Annotated in this window: 13 protein-coding genes, 1 tRNA gene and 1 pseudogene; 6 read left to right on the top strand and 9 right to left on the bottom strand. The window is 35.6% G+C overall.

Annotation, left to right across the window (positions count from 1 at the left end):
• Both dusB and ACQH2O_RS01800 read right to left on the bottom strand, forming a co-directional pair.
• A complete protein-coding gene (gene dusB / locus ACQH2O_RS01805) occupies positions 1 to 963 on the bottom strand; it encodes a tRNA dihydrouridine synthase DusB (protein ID WP_425385241.1) in 963 nt (320 codons plus the stop codon).
• Positions 964 to 988: 25 nt separating this feature from the next.
• Positions 989 to 1,924, bottom strand: a complete 936-nt coding sequence (locus tag ACQH2O_RS01800) for a Ulp1 family isopeptidase (RefSeq protein WP_425385240.1) — start codon at positions 1,922 to 1,924, stop codon at positions 989 to 991.
• A 331-nt stretch (positions 1,925 to 2,255) separates the two neighbouring features.
• Here ACQH2O_RS01800 and serS point away from each other — a divergent pair, with 331 nt between their 5' ends.
• Entirely contained in the window at positions 2,256 to 3,533 is a 1,278-nt protein-coding gene (gene serS / locus ACQH2O_RS01795; protein WP_425385239.1) for a serine--tRNA ligase, read from the top strand.
• Positions 3,534 to 3,567: 34 nt separating this feature from the next.
• Positions 3,568 to 4,839, top strand: coding sequence for a phosphoribosylamine--glycine ligase (purD, locus tag ACQH2O_RS01790; RefSeq protein ID WP_138264878.1), 1,272 nt, complete (start codon positions 3,568 to 3,570; stop codon positions 4,837 to 4,839).
• Positions 4,840 to 5,467: 628 nt separating this feature from the next.
• Here the strand turns inward: purD and ACQH2O_RS01785 are convergent.
• The gene (locus ACQH2O_RS01785; protein WP_425385238.1) at positions 5,468 to 7,333 is read right to left on the bottom strand and encodes a WD_0033/WD_0034 family tandem repeat-containing protein; all 1,866 of its coding nucleotides are present in this window, start codon (positions 7,331 to 7,333) and stop codon (positions 5,468 to 5,470) included.
• Positions 7,334 to 7,458: 125 nt separating this feature from the next.
• Between ACQH2O_RS01785 and ACQH2O_RS01780 the strand changes: the two genes are divergently transcribed.
• From ACQH2O_RS01780 to gatC, 4 genes are all read left to right on the top strand, one after another.
• Positions 7,459 to 8,291 (top strand): IS5-like element ISWpi1 family transposase gene (locus ACQH2O_RS01780; RefSeq protein WP_094189578.1). Its coding sequence is split into 2 segments (ribosomal slippage): positions 7,459 to 7,828 and positions 7,828 to 8,291, totalling 834 coding nucleotides; the frame shifts between segments, so codons are not numbered across the junction.
• Between the two features lie 374 nt (positions 8,292 to 8,665).
• Positions 8,666 to 9,532 (top strand): ankyrin repeat domain-containing protein, encoded by an 867-nt coding sequence (locus ACQH2O_RS01775; RefSeq protein ID WP_006280296.1) that lies wholly within the window; start codon positions 8,666 to 8,668, stop codon positions 9,530 to 9,532.
• Between the two features lie 303 nt (positions 9,533 to 9,835).
• Positions 9,836 to 10,762, top strand: coding sequence for a ribose-phosphate diphosphokinase (locus ACQH2O_RS01770; RefSeq protein WP_010962322.1), 927 nt, complete (start codon positions 9,836 to 9,838; stop codon positions 10,760 to 10,762).
• Entirely contained in the window at positions 10,752 to 11,105 is a 354-nt protein-coding gene (gene gatC, locus ACQH2O_RS01765; RefSeq protein WP_010962323.1) for an Asp-tRNA(Asn)/Glu-tRNA(Gln) amidotransferase subunit GatC, read from the top strand. Before ACQH2O_RS01770 ends, gatC begins: the two co-directional genes overlap by 11 nt.
• A 41-nt stretch (positions 11,106 to 11,146) precedes the next feature.
• On the opposite strand, the gene ACQH2O_RS01760 is transcribed toward gatC, so the two are convergent.
• The 6 genes and pseudogenes from ACQH2O_RS01760 to ACQH2O_RS01735 form a co-directional block, all read right to left on the bottom strand.
• Positions 11,147 to 12,409: a Tol-Pal system protein TolB gene (locus tag ACQH2O_RS01760; RefSeq protein ID WP_006279726.1), complete on the bottom strand. Its 1,263-nt coding sequence runs from the start codon at positions 12,407 to 12,409 to the stop codon at positions 11,147 to 11,149.
• Between the two features lie 5 nt (positions 12,410 to 12,414).
• Positions 12,415 to 14,049 carry a ribonuclease J gene (locus ACQH2O_RS01755; RefSeq protein WP_038198529.1) on the bottom strand — a complete coding sequence of 545 codons (1,635 nt, stop codon included), beginning with the start codon at positions 14,047 to 14,049 and terminating at the stop codon, positions 12,415 to 12,417.
• 141 nt (positions 14,050 to 14,190) lie between these two features.
• Positions 14,191 to 15,378 carry a molecular chaperone DnaJ gene (gene dnaJ, locus ACQH2O_RS01750; protein ID WP_425385237.1) on the bottom strand — a complete coding sequence of 396 codons (1,188 nt, stop codon included), beginning with the start codon at positions 15,376 to 15,378 and terminating at the stop codon, positions 14,191 to 14,193.
• 82 nt (positions 15,379 to 15,460) lie between these two features.
• Positions 15,461 to 15,538, bottom strand: a tRNA-Arg gene (locus tag ACQH2O_RS01745).
• A gap of 63 nt (positions 15,539 to 15,601) precedes the next feature.
• Entirely contained in the window at positions 15,602 to 16,549 is a 948-nt protein-coding gene (locus ACQH2O_RS01740) for a hypothetical protein (RefSeq protein WP_070356716.1), read from the bottom strand.
• A 214-nt stretch (positions 16,550 to 16,763) separates the two neighbouring features.
• Positions 16,764 to 17,075, bottom strand: a pseudogene (locus tag ACQH2O_RS01735) (Rpn family recombination-promoting nuclease/putative transposase); the annotation flags it as partial.
• Positions 17,076 to 17,123 lie beyond the last annotated feature (48 nt).

Raw genomic sequence — 17,123 nt, 5'->3', positions numbered from 1 at the left:
CTAGTGTGTCTCTTGACCAAAAAAGCCAATAATATTTTCTTTCACTTCTGTGCTATCTGTCATGTTATTTACTCTCACACGAAATTCAGATGAGCCTTGAAGCCCGCTACTGTACCAACCTATGTGTTTGCGGGCCATCTTTATTCCTGTGTCATTTCCATAGTACTCAAGAATATTGTCGTAATGCTCGAGTATGATGCTTAATCTCTCTGAAGCTGTTGGCTCAGAAGTTTCACTTCCACTGAGAAAGTTCATTGCTTGATTAATCAGCCAAGGTTTACCGTAGGCACCACGACCTATCATCACTCCGTCTGCTCCAGATTCTTTGAGAGCATTCTGAATATCATTTAAATTTTTAATATCGCCATTTACTATAACTGGAATTTTCACTTGCTCTTTAACATTTCTAACGAATTTCCAATCTGCTTGACCATTATAAAGCTGCGCTCTTGTTCTTCCATGCACAGTGATCATTTTTGCTCCTAAGTCTTCGGCAATTTTCGCAAGTCTCGGGGCATTGCGATTTTCATCGTTCCATCCAGTGCGCATTTTCACCGTAACTGGCATATTCACTGCTTTGACCACAACTTCAATTATCTCAGCGGCTTTTTTCTCATCACGCATTAGCGCTGATCCTGCATAACCGTTTACAACTTTTTTAACAGGGCAACCAAAGTTTATGTCTATAATTTTTGCTCCCATGTCCTCGTTTAATTTTGCAGCCTCCGCCATAACATCTGGCTCACACCCAGCAAGCTGCACAGCAGTTAATGCATCGACTTTTGCTTTTTGCAAACTCTGGCGAGTTTGCATAATCATAGCTCTGCTTGCGATCATCTCTGAAACTAACAAACTTGCACCAAGTTTCTTCACAATACTTCTAAACGGATAATCAGTCACTCCAGACATTGGAGCTAAAATAACTGGAGAATCAATTGTCAAATTTCCTATTTGGAGGGGCATAAGGTCAATGGTAATTTTTCATTGATTACATAATGCAACACAAACTTGCATTCTCCCTTGAAATAGAAGACTGAGATGTTTTCGTCCTTGGCGGACGCTTACGATTTCTTAGATCTTCCTTACATTTCTCATCTTCCATAAGCGCTCTTGTAAATTCTTCTCTTTTCTCATTCAAATCAAATTTATATTCTGATAACTTTTTGTCAATTTCGTCAAATGATTTGTCTTCGTTAAGCATTTGTGTAATTTTATGAGCATTTTCTAACGCAAATATTCCACAGTTATACCCGTCACTTTGCTGCTTAGTTGGGGAAATTCTTATGTCTAATACCCATTCCTCTTTTTGCAGTTCTCTTTTAACAATATTTAGCACATTATCTGGCAATTGATTACCAAATGAGCCACAGTAATAAGCTCTAAATTTTTTATCACCTGCATCAGGTTTAATAACCAAAGTTACCCAATGATTGTTGTTAATATGAAGAACCGAAGTAAATATCAATTTAGAATTTTGTTTTAATTCACCTCTATAATTCTGAAGAAATTCTTTTGTGAGTTCGTCCCAACCATTAGAATAGCTAGGAGCAAGAAAATAGACATTATTATTACTATGTTCACTTTGTGAGTACCCATACACAACTCTTGCAATATGTGTAATGTCATCATCACATAACCAGTAAGCATAATTTCCTCTGTTTGTCTGATGCACAAGAGTGTCCAAATTTTCATGAAACTCTTTACCACCCAAACCACTATCTTTTGAAGCAATAGAACTTCTGCGACTACTGTTCTCTGAAACAGTTGACCCATCTTCATTATCTGGTCCAGGAAAAATACCACTATCCTCATCTGGAGTTTTTTGCTCACCTTGACTTGCTCTTTTTCCATTAATATAACCCTTCGCTAAGTAAAATAAAGGTTCAACAACCATTTTGTATGCTACTGTAAGAATTGTTCCCATTAAAACCCAAACTACGGGGTTAGAGATGAGCATAGCAAGTGGAAAGGTCAATAGAGGGGATCCTATACCGCCCCTAAACAGCCAGCAGCGAATGTGGCTGCTAGGCATACACAAGTAGCGTAGATAACGAATTCCTCACCAGCAAAGTAAGTGCTCTCTTTCTGATTATTTTTTGTAATGCCCAACATACTACACCCTATGAACGCTAAGTTAATTAAATTTAAACAAATTCTAACAAAAAAATCAACCATAATAATTTTAGTAGTATGAGAATATATTGAATATTAAGAGCTTTTGGAGTACAGTAACAATGTTAGTAATAGCACAATATATGCACGATATAGAATATATACGCAAAAACCCTGAAGGATTTGAAAAGGCAATGAAAAGCAGGGGAATTAGAGAATCTACTGCGGAAGAGATATTAGAAATCGATCACGAGAAAAGATCATTAACCACTAAACTGCAGGATTTGAATAGGCAGCGCAATGAAATCACAGAGGAAATAAAAAAGCTTAAAATGAGCAAGAGCCCCTGTGAAGAGCAAATAGAGTTGTCAAAAAGCATCACAAATGAGATAGAGGCAATCAGCTTAAAAGAACAAGCAGAAAAGGATAAGTTAGTGAATGTTTTATCTAACTTGCCGAATATTCCTGCGCAAGATCTGCCAATAGGCGCAGATGAGAACTCTAATTTAGAGGTGAGAAGATATGGAGGAAAAAGACAGTTTGATTTTGTACCAGAATCTCATTATGAACTCGGAGAAAAATTAGGTTTAATGGACTTCGAACAAGCGGCGAGAATTTCCGGATCAAGATTTACGATATTAAAAGGACAGTTAGCTAAGCTTGGACGAGCGCTAATAAATTGTATGCTTGAAATGCATGTTAATGAATTTGGCTATACTGAGGTGTACCACCCGGCTTTGGTGAAAAACGAAGCTATGTATAATGTTGGTCAGCTACCGAAATTTTCTGACGATTCGTATTTAACTACCGACGAATTGAGGTTGATTCCCACAAGTGAAGTGTTTTTAACAAATTTAGTTGCTGACAAAATAATGGAAGAAAAAGAACTGCCTATTCGCTTTACTGCATATTCGGAGTGCTTTCGTAAAGAAGCAGGTAGTGCAGGTCGCGATACCAGGGGCATGATAAGGCAACACCAATTTGGTAAAGTGGAGTTGGTAAGCATCACAACTGAAGACCAATCAAATGATGAGCTTGAGCGTATGACGAGTGTTGCTGAAGAGATATTAAAAAAATTAGAATTGCCATACAGAGTAATGCTGCTTTGCAGTGGCGATATGGGTTTTGCTGCACAAAGGACTTATGACATAGAGGTATGGTTACCTGGGCAAAATAAATATAGAGAAATATCAAGCTGCTCAAATTGTGGTGCATTTCAAGCAAGAAGGATGAACGCTAAATACTCTTCAGAAACTGATAAAAAGATGAAAAAATATATTCACACTTTAAACGGCTCAGCTTTAGCTATAGGAAGAACGATTATTGCCATAATGGAGAATTATCAAAATTCTGACGGGTCGATTGCAATACCAAACGTGTTGCAAAAATACATGAGTAATGATACTGTTATAAGCAAATAATAATTTTGACATATAGAAAAGCGAGGAAATAAAGATGAAGGTTCTGGTTATAGGTTCTGGTGGGCGTGAGCACGCTCTACTTTGGGCTCTAAAAAAATCTCCTATCTTGACTGAGTTATATGTAACTCCTGGTCGCCAAGCTATGAAAGATCTTGGGGCTCTTGTGGATGTAAATATTCAAAATTCAGTGGATGTTACACAATTTTGCAAGAGAGAAAATATAGAGTTGGTTGTTATTGGTCCAGAACAACCAATAATTGATGGGCTTGCTGATGATTTAGTTGCAGAGGGAATAAATGTTTTTGCTCCAAGTCAAGCAACTGCAAAACTTGAGGGATCGAAGTCTTTCACCAAGGGACTATGTAAGCGATATGGTATACCAACTGCCAAGTACGAGTGTTTTGTTGATGAAGGGTTAGCTAAAGATTTTGTACGTAGCAATAAAATAAAGTTTCCACTTGTAGTGAAAGCAAATGGAATTGCAGCAGGAAAAGGGGTGGTTATATGTAATACAGAAAGCGAAGCTTTTTCAGCAATAAATTCAATGCTAGTGGAGAAAAAATTTGGTGAATCAGGTGAAGAAATAATCATAGAAGAGTTTTTAGTTGGAGAAGAAGTAAGTTTTTTTGCTCTTATTGATGGGTTGAAAGTAGTAACTCTTGGGTGTGCAAAAGATTATAAGAGAGTTGATGAAAGTAATGAAAGCCAAAATACTGGAGGTATGGGGTCGTACTCATCACCTTCAATTATAAGTAAGGACATGGAGCAAAAAATTATCCAAAAAATAATATACCCTACAGCTCAAGCATTGGTTAACATGGGTACGTCTTATAAAGGAGTACTCTTTGCTGGTTTAATGATTTGCAAAGATAGCCCAAAACTTCTCGAGTATAACGTTAGATTCGGTGATCCAGAAACGCAATCTATATTACCTAGATTTGATTCAAATTGCGATTTGTTAAAATTGATGTTGTCAGTTGCAGAAGGAAAGTTAAATGTCAAAATGGTGGAACTTAACAACAAATCTACAGTTTGTGTAGTTGTTGCAAGTAAAGGCTATCCGGGTGATTATCAAAAGGGAGAAGTAATTAAAGGATTAGATAAGATTGAAAGCATTCCTGGTGTGTTGGTGTTTCATGCTGGTACTAAATTCGATGAAAGTGGTAACTTAGTTTCCGATGGCGGAAGAGTGCTAAATATAGTAGCAGAAGGGAGCACTATAGAGGAAGCCAAAAGTAAGGTGTACTCAGCATTAAATTTTTTAGAATGGCCAGGGGGCTTCTTCAGATACGATATCGGTAGTTAATGTTAGCTGTCGGTTAGCAGGTGGTTCACAGAAACGAAAAACTTCCTTGACAAACTCCGCCAGCCCCCTTATCATGAAACTGAAGCTATTGTATTTGCTTTCGCCAATCTGCAGATTAAAAGGTAAGGATTACTTAATGTATCGGCGTCTTATGTTCAATTTTTTGCAGTATATAGATACTGTATGTCTTTACAAAACTTCATCTACATCTAGATTTTTATCTAAATAAGCTGAACGCGCTTATAAAGCGTTACAAGACATCAAAAAATGCCAATACTCGACAGAGATAGTAAAAGACTAGCTAATTCGGGGATTCTTTGTCTTTTTTTCTGCTTGGTAAATTTCTTAAACATTTGCAGCATAGGTTAGTTGCAATTAAAAGCAGCTAAATCTTGCTTGTCAAGCGTTTAAAACATAAAAAACGCCAATATTTTAAAGCAGATAATAACCCCAGGGCTTCTTTTGCCTTTTTTTTTATTTGGTAAATTTCTTAAATATTTATGGCTAAACGACAATCGTCATACCGCAGCGGGATCTAGAGATACCGCGGCGGTATGACGTAGGGAAACCTTTCTTGGGTTAGCTATAAAACTAATCAGCATCTTGTTTAGCACATATAAATTAAGTTTCACAAATATAGTGCTAAACCTTGAAAATATGTTATAGCTACTTCTTCCAATTTAGTGGTGGGTTTTGACAGTACACATGTTATTTTACTAGCTACCAACTCAAGTGTCACAGAAGTTGCAATCATTTTAAATGTCACAGAAGTTGCAATCACTGCATTTATATTCTGTACTTTAACATTTACTCTACTTTCTATTAGAGGCTTTACCCCCCTTACATCATTACGTACAGCAGTATGATTTATTTCATTTTCAATTCCACTACTATGCTGCAACAAGATATCCCCATTAACTTTTATTTCAACATTTTTGTCACTACTACCATTGTTAAAATTTAATCCCTCATCTCTTCTACTTTGTCTTTTTTCTTTTAATTTTAATTCAGTTTCTCTTTTATCAAGGGTAGGAAATGGGATGTGAGTTTTTTCCTGACCATCTTGATTTATAGCTCTTGTTGTATTAAAAGCTTCGTTGCTTTTACATGATATTGTATAAGTAAGTGGTGTGTAGATTTTTTCTTCACTATCTGGATATTTTATAGTTATTGTTGCATTAAGAATGTCTTTCAGAATATCATTTTCTCTAGCTATGTCTAAAATTTTTTGAATAACTTTGCGATCATGTAATGCGGCAAGTAACTTATCAGTTACTTTTTGATTATTTTTATGTTTTATGGTTATTGTTGTGTTAAGAATGTCTTTCAGAATATCGTTTTCTTTAGAGACTTTTAAAATTTCTTCAATAGTTTTGCTATTTTTACATGATATGGCGTAAGTAAGCGGTGTGTAAATTTCTTCTTGACCATCTAGATATTTTATAGTTGTTGTTGCGTCAAGAATATCTTTCAGAATACTGTTCTCTTCAGCTGCTACTAGAATTTCTTTAATAATTTTGCCATCCTCCCAGAACATAGCATGAGCAAGTGGTGTGTAAGTCACTTCCCGGCTATCTAAATGTTTTATAGTTATTGTTGTGTCAAGAATATCTCTCAGAATACCGTTTTCTTTAGCTACTCTTAACACTTTCTCAACAGCTATACTATCTCTACGTAGTATAACATAAGCAAGTGGTGTGTAAGTCACTTCCCGGTCTAGATATTTCATGGTTGTTGTTGTGTTAAGAATATCTTTCAGAATACTGTTCTCTTCAGCTGCTACTAGAATTTCTTTAATAGCTTTGCTATCCTTCCAGAACATAGCATAAGCAAGTGGCGCGTAAGTCACTTCCTTGTTATCTGGATATCTTATAGTTGCTGTTGTGTTAAGAATATCTTTCAGAATACCGTTCTCCTTAGAGACTTTTAAAATTTCTTCAATAGCTATACTATCTTCATATAGTATAGCATAAGCAAGTGGTGTAACAGTTGCTCTCCGACCATCTGGATATTTTATAGTTGTTGTTGCGTTAAGAATATCTTTCAGAATACCGTTTTCTTTAGAGACTTTTAAAGTTTCTTCAATAGTTTTGCTATTTTTACATAATATGGCATAAGTAAGTGGTGTGCAAGTTTCTTCCTGACCACCTGGATATTTTATAGTTGTTGTTGCGTCAAGAATGTCTTTCAGAATACCGTTTTCTTTAGCTACTCTTAACATTTTCTCAACAGCTATACTATCTTTACGTAGTATAGCATAAGCAAGTGATATAATAGTTGATTCTTTACCCCGATGTTTACTTACTTCCGTAGTAAGAATCCTTTGTTTTTCCTTTTCAGATATTTTTTCTAGTTCTTCAGCAATGCTACTTTTTTTGCCTTCTATTTTTGATGCTAATTTTAAAATACTTTTTTCATCTTTCTCTTTCAATTTCGAATCGTTTACCTGATGAGTCATTTTTTTTCTCAAGGTCTTTCTTATTAAACTAAGCATAACATTTTCTCTCTTCGTGGTTATAATATTTGCTTTTATGAATCAGTTGTGTTGATAATGTATTAAGAGGTTGTCCGGAAACAAGTAAAAGGCTATAATATCTGAAATTTTAGTACGGGGTAAAGATGAGAAAAAAGTATCCAACAGATCTAAGCGAAAGGGAATGGGCAAGAATAGAAAAACACTTCAGAGTATCATACAAGAAAGGAGGAAGGCCGCCAAAGTATAGCAAAAGAGAAATATTAGAAGCAATTTTCTATGTATTGCGTACAGGGTGTCAATGGCGGTATTTACCAAATGATTTTCCGCTATGGAAGACTGTGTATGAGCAGTTCAGGCAATGGAAGAAGCAGGGAATTTTTGAGAAAATGAATTATGAAATTACAAAATATAGTAGAAGAAAAATAGGAAGGAATGAGCAGCCGAGTGCCTGTATAGTAGATAGTCAATCTGTAAAGACTACAGAAAAGGGGGGATCAAAGGCTATGATGGAAGTAAAAAAGTAAAGGGTAGAAAAAGGCATATAATTACAGACACTCAGGGTTTTATACTAGGTTGTTACGTAGGCGCTGCTAACGAAAATGATAGAGATGGTATTAAAATAGCATTAAACAATATGAGAACAAAATATACTAAAGTTAAAAAAATGTGGGCTGACATGGGATACCAAGGAAGAAATTTAAAGAATCACATAAAGGAAGAATATGACATAGATATTGAAATTGTTAAAAGGCCTCCATGTAGATTTTGGGTGCACAAAGATACGCCACCTGAGCTACTACCAACAAGAGAACAAGGGTTTAAAGTACAGCCAAGAAGATGGGTTGTAGAAAGGACTTTTGCTTGGGTTAATAGGAATAGAAGGCTATCGAAGGAGTATGATTTACTCACAACATCCACTGAGAATTTCATATACCTAGCTATGAGTAGGGTTATGTTAAAGAGGGAATATGCTTGAATTTACTAGTTTCCGGACAACCTCTAATTGCATAGTTCAGACATTGTTTTATAAAGCAAAATTTTAGTAGACCACCTTACAAGAACGTTTCTTGCTAATTCTGAATCCGAAAAAAGGACGCAGTAAAGTTATTTGTAAGGGAAGAATGAAACTTGTAGCTATAGCTAAACTGACTTACGATAATTTGAAAAACCGTCATCCCGCTGCTTGTTAGCGGGATCTAGAGATACCGCGGCGGTATGACGGTTCGCAGTGGTATGACGGTTCGCGGCGGGATGACGATAAGCTCGTCATCCCGCTACATTAATATTGTATTAATAAAAACTTAATAATAATCCTTAATAATATATGAACTAACATGTTTGCAATTTCGTATGACAGAGGAAACAAAAGATGGATATGCTTCCTTATACGTTGCAATTCAGGAAGGTAATATTGAAGCTGCAGAACTACTAATAAAATGTGGCACAAACGTCAATGATCATTATGAACGCAATCGTACGCCACTGCATATTGCCATCGGACGCAAACAATTAGAAATAGCAAAATTGCTGATAAAAAATGGAGCAAACGTTAATGCAAAAACTCAAAATCATGGTAAAGATGATCTAACACCAATGCACTTTGCAGTTTTTGCAAATACGCCAGAATTTATAGAATTACTAGCTAGCCATGGTGCATTGATTAATGAAAGAGAAAGTACCGAAGGGTATACTCCTCTTCACTTTGCTGCTTTATATGGGAACAAAAATATAATACAAGCCTTAATTGATAAGGGACAAGATATTGAAGATGTGGACAATAATGGGCGAACAGCTCTGTTTTTAGCTGCTAGGCAGTGCACTGAAGCAGAAGATGATAGCAGAATAGAAATTATCAAGTATTTGATAGACAAGCTCAAAGCAGATGTAACAAAGAAAGACAATAATAACAATGCAGTACTCTTTCCTGCCGCTAATAATTGCCCTGGAAAAGTGGTAGAATTCATCATTGAGCAATATATAAAAATCTTTGAGTTAGAGAATTTTATCAACCACAAAAATAATGATGGAATGGATGCTTTGGATATTGCGCTGAATAGTGGAAACGAGAAAGCTATTGAAGTATTAAGATCATATGGAGCAGATATCAAGAATAAGGTAGATGGTAGCATTCAAAAAATTACTGCAGAAAAACCAAGTAGCACCCTAGACAGAGCAGAAAGTGCAGAGGTAGCGCCTCCAATTAAGCAAAGAGTATAAAGCTTTTTATAAAGCGATTATAAATTTCAGTAAGTTGCAGAGGCTCTACAATGGGAAGTGTAGTATGTTAGCAGATACAAATGACTAGATAAATTATATTTCATTAAAGTCATTTATCTTGAAACATAAGCAGGATTTTGTATAGTTGTTTCAATTTGGGTCTATATATTGAAACAACGCGTGAAAATGACAGGTCATTGTACAAGAGGTATCTAATTCACCGACAAGAATGCTAGATAAAGACACTTACATTTCAATTATTTCACAATTTCTGTATAATCTTAAAAACTCAATTAGTGCGTTATGAAGATAATAATAGGTAATGCTAGTAAGGAATTAGGGGAATCAGTAGTTAACCGGCTAGATGTTCAACCATCCTCTGCTTGGATATCAAAGTTTACCGATGGTGAGGTAAATGTAGAAGTAGCAAATGATCTATATAATCAAGAAGTATATATAATACAATCTCTTTCTCCCCCTGTGAATGATAATCTTATGGAGCTTCTGCTTATAATTGATGCAGTAAATAGATTAGGAGCCAAAAGGATAGTAGTAATTATCCCTTATTATGGATATAGCAGGCAAGATAGAATTATCAAGAACAATAATGTGCAGTCTGCTTTAAGTGCCAAATTAGTTGCAAATCTTATTCAAACTGCAGGTGCAAGTAGCGTTGCAGTTATTGATTTGCACTCAAGTCAAATTGAAGGATTCTTTGATGTACCGATAACTAATTTGAACTGCTTTGAAGCATTTGTTGACTCTATACACACAGAAAATTTGGCAATTGTTGCACCTGATGTTGGAGCAATTGGCAGAGCACGTGCTTTTGCAAAGACTTTAGAGGAAAAGTACAAGATAGGGTTAAATGATAAGATTATTGTAGTAGATAAATATAGGGAGAAAGCAGGCACATCTCAAGTAATGAACATAATAGGAGAAGTTGCAAATAAAAATTGTGTCATTGTTGATGATATAGTTGACTCTGGTGGAACATTGTGTAATGCAGCTCTTGCTTTAAAAGGCCACGGAGCAAAGTCCGTAATTTCATGCATCACACATGGCGTGCTTTCAGGAAGTGCAGTTGAGAAAATTTCTTCCTCTTCTTTAGATAAATTAGTGATTACGGATACCATACTTCACAAATTTGAAAAAACTGGTAAAATAGAAGTTGTTTCGGTCGTAGATATTTTAACTCACTTTATCCAAGGAGGTAAAGATGCCAGCTAAGTCAACAGAAGACGTTATTACTTCACTAATAGAATTTGCAAATAAGAGAAAAATAACAATTACCAAAGAAGAAATGCTTAAAATTGCACAGCTTGTAAGGATTAAGTTATCAAATGACGAGATTGATCACTACTCCAAAGAACTGACAATGCTGGATTGGATACATGATACTTTATTGCAAGTTAATACTGAAGGTGTTTCTCCTATGCGTTATGGCAGCATAGACAAGGACATTCATGTACGCGATGATGTTATAAATTCTCAAAACATTAAAAAAGAGATATTGTCCAATACAAAACCTGAGCATGGGTATTTCGTAGTGCCAAAGGTTATAAGCAATTAAAGTAAAATAAGGCTCATATCAAATCTATAATAGATCTACTTTCAAAAATAAGACCAATCCGGTAAAGAAGCATTTGTGGGAGTGGAAACCATTTTTTGATTTTTCTTTACTAAGTCTACTAAATATAGTTTAGAGTTGCTTGGTGATTCTGTTCTTGTAAAAATGATTTCTCTACCATTTGGTAACCATGCCGGGGATTCAATTTTATGCCCCTCTGAAAGCAGACGTTCTTCTTTGCCATCTGGCTTCATAACTCCTATGTAAAATTTTCCTGACTGAATCTTTGTAAAAGCTATCAGATCTCCTTTTGGCGACCAAACAGGCGTAGCATATCTTCCACTTCCAAAACTAATTCTTTTAGGTTTTTTACTTTTGTTAGTAAAATCGATAACGTACAGTTGCTGACTCCCACTTATATCAGAACTAAAAGCCATATACTTTTGATCTGGAGAAAAAGAGGGAGAAGTGCTTATAGCTGAACCTTTAGTAATTTTTTTTGTTCGTTTACTACTTAAATCCAAAGATAATATATTCGTTTCACCACCCAATGAGTGGGAAATTAAAAGAGATTTACCATCGGGAGAAAATCTTGGTGCAGAAACAACTCCTTCAAATGCGCTGATTATTGATTCAGTGTTATCTTTTAAATTTTTTAATATTATATAACTTTTACCATTTGCGTACGAGATATAAACAATACCCTTTCCATTTGGTGAGAATCTCGGTGTTGACACAAATCTATCGCCATTTGTTAAGTATTTTATATTACTTCCATCTTGATTCATCACAGCAATTTTACGCACAGATTTGTAGTTGCTATCTTTTTCTTCAGCGATATACGTGATTTTTGTGTTGAAGTGCCCTTTCTCACCAATTAATCTATCATGTATCACATCCGAAACGAGGTGACCAATTTTTCTCCAGTCTTTTGCTGGAAAAACAACTGACTGAGTAAGTAATTCTCTTTTTGTAAAAGCGTCAAATAAACGAAATGATAGCTCTAATGCACTACCAGATATTTCGCTTAAACTTACTGTGACTACAGTATCGCTTTTCCAAGATTTAGATTCAGCTTCCGCGCCACGTTTTACATTAAATAAGCCACAATTAGATAAATTTGTTCCTATTACCTTTGCAATATTTTCGCTTAATTCGCTTTCCAACGCTGTTTTACATGTACATTTAGATACAACAAGACCAATGTTACCAACACTGCTTTTTTTTATATCAACATATAAAGCAGCTTTTGTAAAATAAGGAATAAATAACGAAATAAATAACACCAGATGAACGAATAGCTTCATTCATTTCATACCTGTTCTATCTGAACCTCAATTATAGGCCTTTTTAGTAAATATTCCTTTAAGATACTCAATATTGAACTTTCAATCTTATTTTTAATTTTTTTTGTTGGCTGCAAACTAAACAACGACTCAACTTTCTTGACAATTTTCTGTATGGTAGCTGCATCTTCTAGCACTTCAAAAACACCAGGTACAAATACTTTTGGTTTAGCAAGCAATTTATTTTTCTTGTTTACAACTGCTGTTACCACAATAACTCCGGCATCTCTCATTCTTTTACGCATTTTTATAACACTGCTCTCCGGATGACGTAGCAACATACCATCAATACCAAAGTAGTCAACATCAATTGAATCAACCTTTCCTCCGTTCTCCAAATTAACAATATCACCTGGTGCAATCATTATTGCTTTTGCCACACCGCACTCTTTAGCAAATTTTACATGTGCATGCGTGTGAATATATTCGCCGTGAACTGGAATAGACATCTTCGGTTTTATTAAAGAATACATTTCCTTTAGCTCTTCTCTTGTTGGATGCCCAGAAGCATGAACATGCTCTGTTTTTTCAGTAATAACTTCTACCCCCATCTCAATAAAGGCATTGAGCATGTTGTGCGCACGAGTTTCATTTCCAGGAATGATTTTTGACGAAAAGATCATGGTATCACCTTGCTGCATTTTAAATGCTTGATGACTCTTAGCAGCAAGTCTTGCGGTAGCTGCCAGTGGCTCACCTTGACAACCTGTGCAAAGTAGCACCAGTTCTTCCCTTGGAAAATTTACTGCTTCCTTTGCTTCAAGAAACTGAGGAGAATCAGTTAAATAACCACTATCTTGCGCAACTTTCACTATTCTCCATAAAGATCTACCAAGTAAAACTACTTTTCTATTTAGTGCTTTTGCAGCTTGGCTTATCGTTTCAATTCGTGCCACATTTGAAGCGAATAGCGAAACAGCAACTAATTTTTTAGACCGCTTTATTATGTTATAAATATTATTATAAATTTCACCTTCTGACTCAGGGTGATGCTTGCTTAATATATTGGTTGAATCGCAAATTGCTGCAAGCAGGTCACCTTTATCGCCAATTTCTTTTAGACGCTCCATATTAGAAGTTAATCCAACAACAGGTTTTGGATCAAATTTCCAGTCTCCGGTATGGAGTGCACTACCCATTTCAGTGCTAATTAATATTGAATTTGCCTCAGGAATTGAATGAGTTACATTTATAAACTCGACGGTAAAAGGACCCAAATTTATGCTGCCATTTATGTCTACCTCTTTCACAGGCACTATACCTTCCAATCGAAATTCTTTTAGTTTCTCTTTAAGAAAATTAACCGTAAACTTTGTTGTATATATGGAGCACTGCAACTCTTCCCACAAGTGGGGCACTGCACCGCAGTGGTCCTCATGTGCATGTGTAATTATTATTCCAAGTAAATCTTTTTTTCTTTGAGCAATAAAATCTATATCAGCAATGAGCAGCTCAACACCTGGCATAGTTTCATCTGCAAAACCAACACCAAGGTCGATCATAATCCACTTACCTTGGTAATGATATAGGCTAACATTCATCCCGATTCTTCCTACTCCCCCAAGCGGAAGAAATAAAAACTCATTTTTGTTTATATTCATTAAATTTAAATTATTAAAACCTGAGAATAGCAAAACTTCGACCTTAAATAAAGAAATTTATTGCTTTTACATAGTTTTAAGGAACTAAGAAGTTTCTGTTGGCTAATAATAACACTATTGTTAAGTTTTCCATTAATAAGGTCAAAGAATTGCAGGATTAAATGAAAACCCGTAAACAGTTACCCCTTTAATGTCATTTAGCAGATTTCTTATTTTTTTTTTTACTTTACTAAAAAACCCTTCAGATTGCTGTTGTACACTTGCATTTTCCTCTTCTTCAAGCGCTTTTAATAGTTCAATTTGCTTTTTAGTTAAATTTTTTGGATTTAAAGTCTCAACTATTACCTGTACGTATAAATCACCACGAGCATGTGAGTTCATATATGGCATACCCTTTTCCCTACAACGTAGTTTGGTACCAGTTTGAGTGCCTTCAGGGACCTTTACTTTTATTTTAGCTCCATCAATTGATTGAATATCGATTTCACCACCAAGCACTGCTAGTGTCATTCTTATAGGCACTTTACAGTGTAAATCTGCTTTATTTCTAGCAAAGATTTTATGGAAAATTATTTTCACGTATACGTATAAATCTCCACTTTTTCCACCTTTTGTTCCAGCTTCTCCTTTACCACTTATCCTTACCTTAGCTCCTTCTTCTATGCCTTTTGGAATTGAAACGGATATATTTACTTCATCTCTTCTACGTCCACTTCCACCACATTTCTTACATTTGTTTTGTATTATTTCTCCTTCCCCATAGCATGTAGTACATGTTCTTTCGATGGTAAAAAAGCCTTGTTGAGTTCTAATCCTACCGCTTCCCTGGCATGTGTGGCACTGAACTGGTTTAATTGCTCCTTCGCCACCTGTGCCTTGGCATGTATCACATTTTACATTTGTCACATAATGTATAGGCGCTTGTATTCCTTTAAATGCATCTTCTAAGGTAATTTCAAGATCATAACGTAGGTCTGCTCCAGATACTCCTGTTGTACTTCTTTTTGCTCTCGATCTACTTGCACCACCACCGAATCCTCCACCAAAGAAGTCATTGAATATGTCGCTAAAATCTCCTGCAGAGCTAAAGCCTTGAAATCCACCAGAAGCACCTTCGTGGCCATAACGGTCATAGCCTGCCCTTTTCTCAGAGTCAGACAGAACTTCATATGCAGCTGTTACTTCTTTAAATTTTTCCTCTGCTTCTTGATTGCCAGGATTTCTATCAGGATGATATTTTAATGCTAATTTTTTATACGCTTTTTTTATCTCATCAATACTGGCATTTCTGCCTACTTCCAGCAGATCATAGTAGTCTTTTTTGCTCATATATAATAGTTTAGTGCTTAACCTTTAAAGATAGGTATTACATATATTAATTTCAAGTGTGACTTCTGTTTCCTATAAAATGTGGTGCACCCTGAGCGACTTGAACGCCCGACCTTTTGATCCGTAGTCAAATGCTCTAATCCAACTGAGCTAAGGGTGCTTTCACAAAGTTAACTTTAGCAGGTTTTGTAGCTTGATTCAATTAATTTGGCTAAAAATAAAACTATTGATTTCTATCATACGTGAACCCCTCACAATTTTCAAACTGCCGTTTCGCATTAGAATTATCAAATTCACTACAAGGAGGAGCAGTTGGAGTAGTATTAGGATCTTGAGAAAAGTAAGGAGGTGGTGCATCATAACGAGAAGAATCTCCATAACCATGCCCTTGTCTAAGACAGCTATCTACCGCTCCTTTAGCTTTCTCGATATTTTCTAATTCTTCCTCATGCTTCATATGAAAAGCTAAACCACCAGCAAAACATACGAGAGAATTAACGCCAAGGATAGCTAAACCCCACACTGGTAAGACTGGGTAAACAGCACAAGCTACCAAAGCTGCCAAAGAAACAACGCCAACCGCAAATTCTATATTTCTGAACGTTTTAAATTTACTATCCAGGTAATCTATTTTTTCTTCTTTTCTAGCCACTTTTCTGCTGCTGTTATACCAAAAACACATACCAGCATGGAAAGCAACACACACAACTGCAGCTACTATACCCAAAGCTAATAGCTTTCTACTGTCTTCTGATTCTTTTTTATTCTCTTTTCTCCCTTGATGAGTGGTATTACCATTGTTAATATTCGTTATATTATTAACCGTAGTGTGACCACGTCCACCGAATAAAGAATCCATCCAGCATTGTAATAGCAAATAATCCCAAAAGTCTAAACCTCTATTGTGTACATGTATATGTGTAATCTGAGAGCCTGTAGGTTGTGCGTTATTCCCTGCGTTATATTGATCATTTCTGCTTCCTGTATCGTGCCTATTGCTTGAATTTGGATGTGTAAATTCTTCATACACATTTTTAAAATTCTCCTTGCTCCAAGTTAAATTCGGTGTATTATTACAATACTGTAGAAACCCTTCAATATTATTATTATTACCTAATTTCTTTATATAGGCTAACGCATACCTTTTTAAAACACTATCACTTGCTACCATAAATACCCTCTTAAGTTAAGATTAAATTAATAAATATTTATTATAACAAGATAACATCTACTTGTCAACTTGAGCCTGATTCAAGTATCCGTTCAGAGTGTGGCAGAAGAACTTATTCAAATAAAGTAGGTGGTAAAATATAAACATTTTATAAAGTGAAAAATGGACTTTTCAGACCACTGCCGAGCTAAAAAAGCCCTGAAAAACGTGATACTTAGGCCACTTCTTGCTTAAGCTGTACAATTTCAGCTTGAGAAAGGCCAGTGGATTCAGCTATTAAATTAACAGATACACCAGCTTTAAGTAAATTTTTTGCAACTTCGATTTTTCCTTTCTCTATACCTTCCTCAAGTTTGTATTCAAGAATGGCTTCTTCTTTCCGCAGATCCATTATTCTTTCTTCATATGCTACTAAATCTTTTTCATTCCAGCTAAACCTGTCTAATTCATCGTAGGCTAACTTTATTATTGGTGATTTTTCTGCTATATTCCTTAGGTCTTCATCTGTAGTTTCATCTGCATACTGTTGTCTAAGTGAAGAAGGTCGCCCCTCCTCACTCGACTTCAAAACCGT

This window comes from Wolbachia endosymbiont (group B) of Schoenobius gigantella (assembly GCF_964031005.1).
Taxonomy (GTDB): domain Bacteria; phylum Pseudomonadota; class Alphaproteobacteria; order Rickettsiales; family Anaplasmataceae; genus Wolbachia; species Wolbachia pipientis.
The sequence above is the reverse complement of the archived record's forward strand: the minus strand, read 5'-3'. Positions and strand labels throughout refer to the sequence as shown.

Bases quoted from the DNA above. Each gene is read 5' to 3' on its own strand.
- serS (WP_425385239.1), top strand. From the start codon at position 2,256: ATGCACGATATAGAATATATACGCAAAAACCCTGAAGGATTTGAAAAG.
- ACQH2O_RS01760 (WP_006279726.1), bottom strand. From the start codon at position 12,409: ATGAAGCTATTCGTTCATCTGGTGTTATTTATTTCGTTATTTATTCCT.
- ACQH2O_RS01770 (WP_010962322.1), top strand. From the start codon at position 9,836: ATGAAGATAATAATAGGTAATGCTAGTAAGGAATTAGGGGAATCAGTA.
- purD (WP_138264878.1), top strand. From the start codon at position 3,568: ATGAAGGTTCTGGTTATAGGTTCTGGTGGGCGTGAGCACGCTCTACTT.
- dusB (WP_425385241.1), bottom strand. From the start codon at position 963: ATGCCCCTCCAAATAGGAAATTTGACAATTGATTCTCCAGTTATTTTA.
- ACQH2O_RS01755 (WP_038198529.1), bottom strand. From the start codon at position 14,049: ATGAATATAAACAAAAATGAGTTTTTATTTCTTCCGCTTGGGGGAGTA.
- dnaJ (WP_425385237.1), bottom strand. From the start codon at position 15,378: ATGAGCAAAAAAGACTACTATGATCTGCTGGAAGTAGGCAGAAATGCC.
- ACQH2O_RS01800 (WP_425385240.1), bottom strand. From the start codon at position 1,924: ATGGGAACAATTCTTACAGTAGCATACAAAATGGTTGTTGAACCTTTA.
- ACQH2O_RS01775 (WP_006280296.1), top strand. From the start codon at position 8,666: ATGACAGAGGAAACAAAAGATGGATATGCTTCCTTATACGTTGCAATT.
- ACQH2O_RS01785 (WP_425385238.1), bottom strand. From the start codon at position 7,333: ATGCTTAGTTTAATAAGAAAGACCTTGAGAAAAAAAATGACTCATCAG.
- gatC (WP_010962323.1), top strand. From the start codon at position 10,752: ATGCCAGCTAAGTCAACAGAAGACGTTATTACTTCACTAATAGAATTT.
- ACQH2O_RS01740 (WP_070356716.1), bottom strand. From the start codon at position 16,549: ATGGTAGCAAGTGATAGTGTTTTAAAAAGGTATGCGTTAGCCTATATA.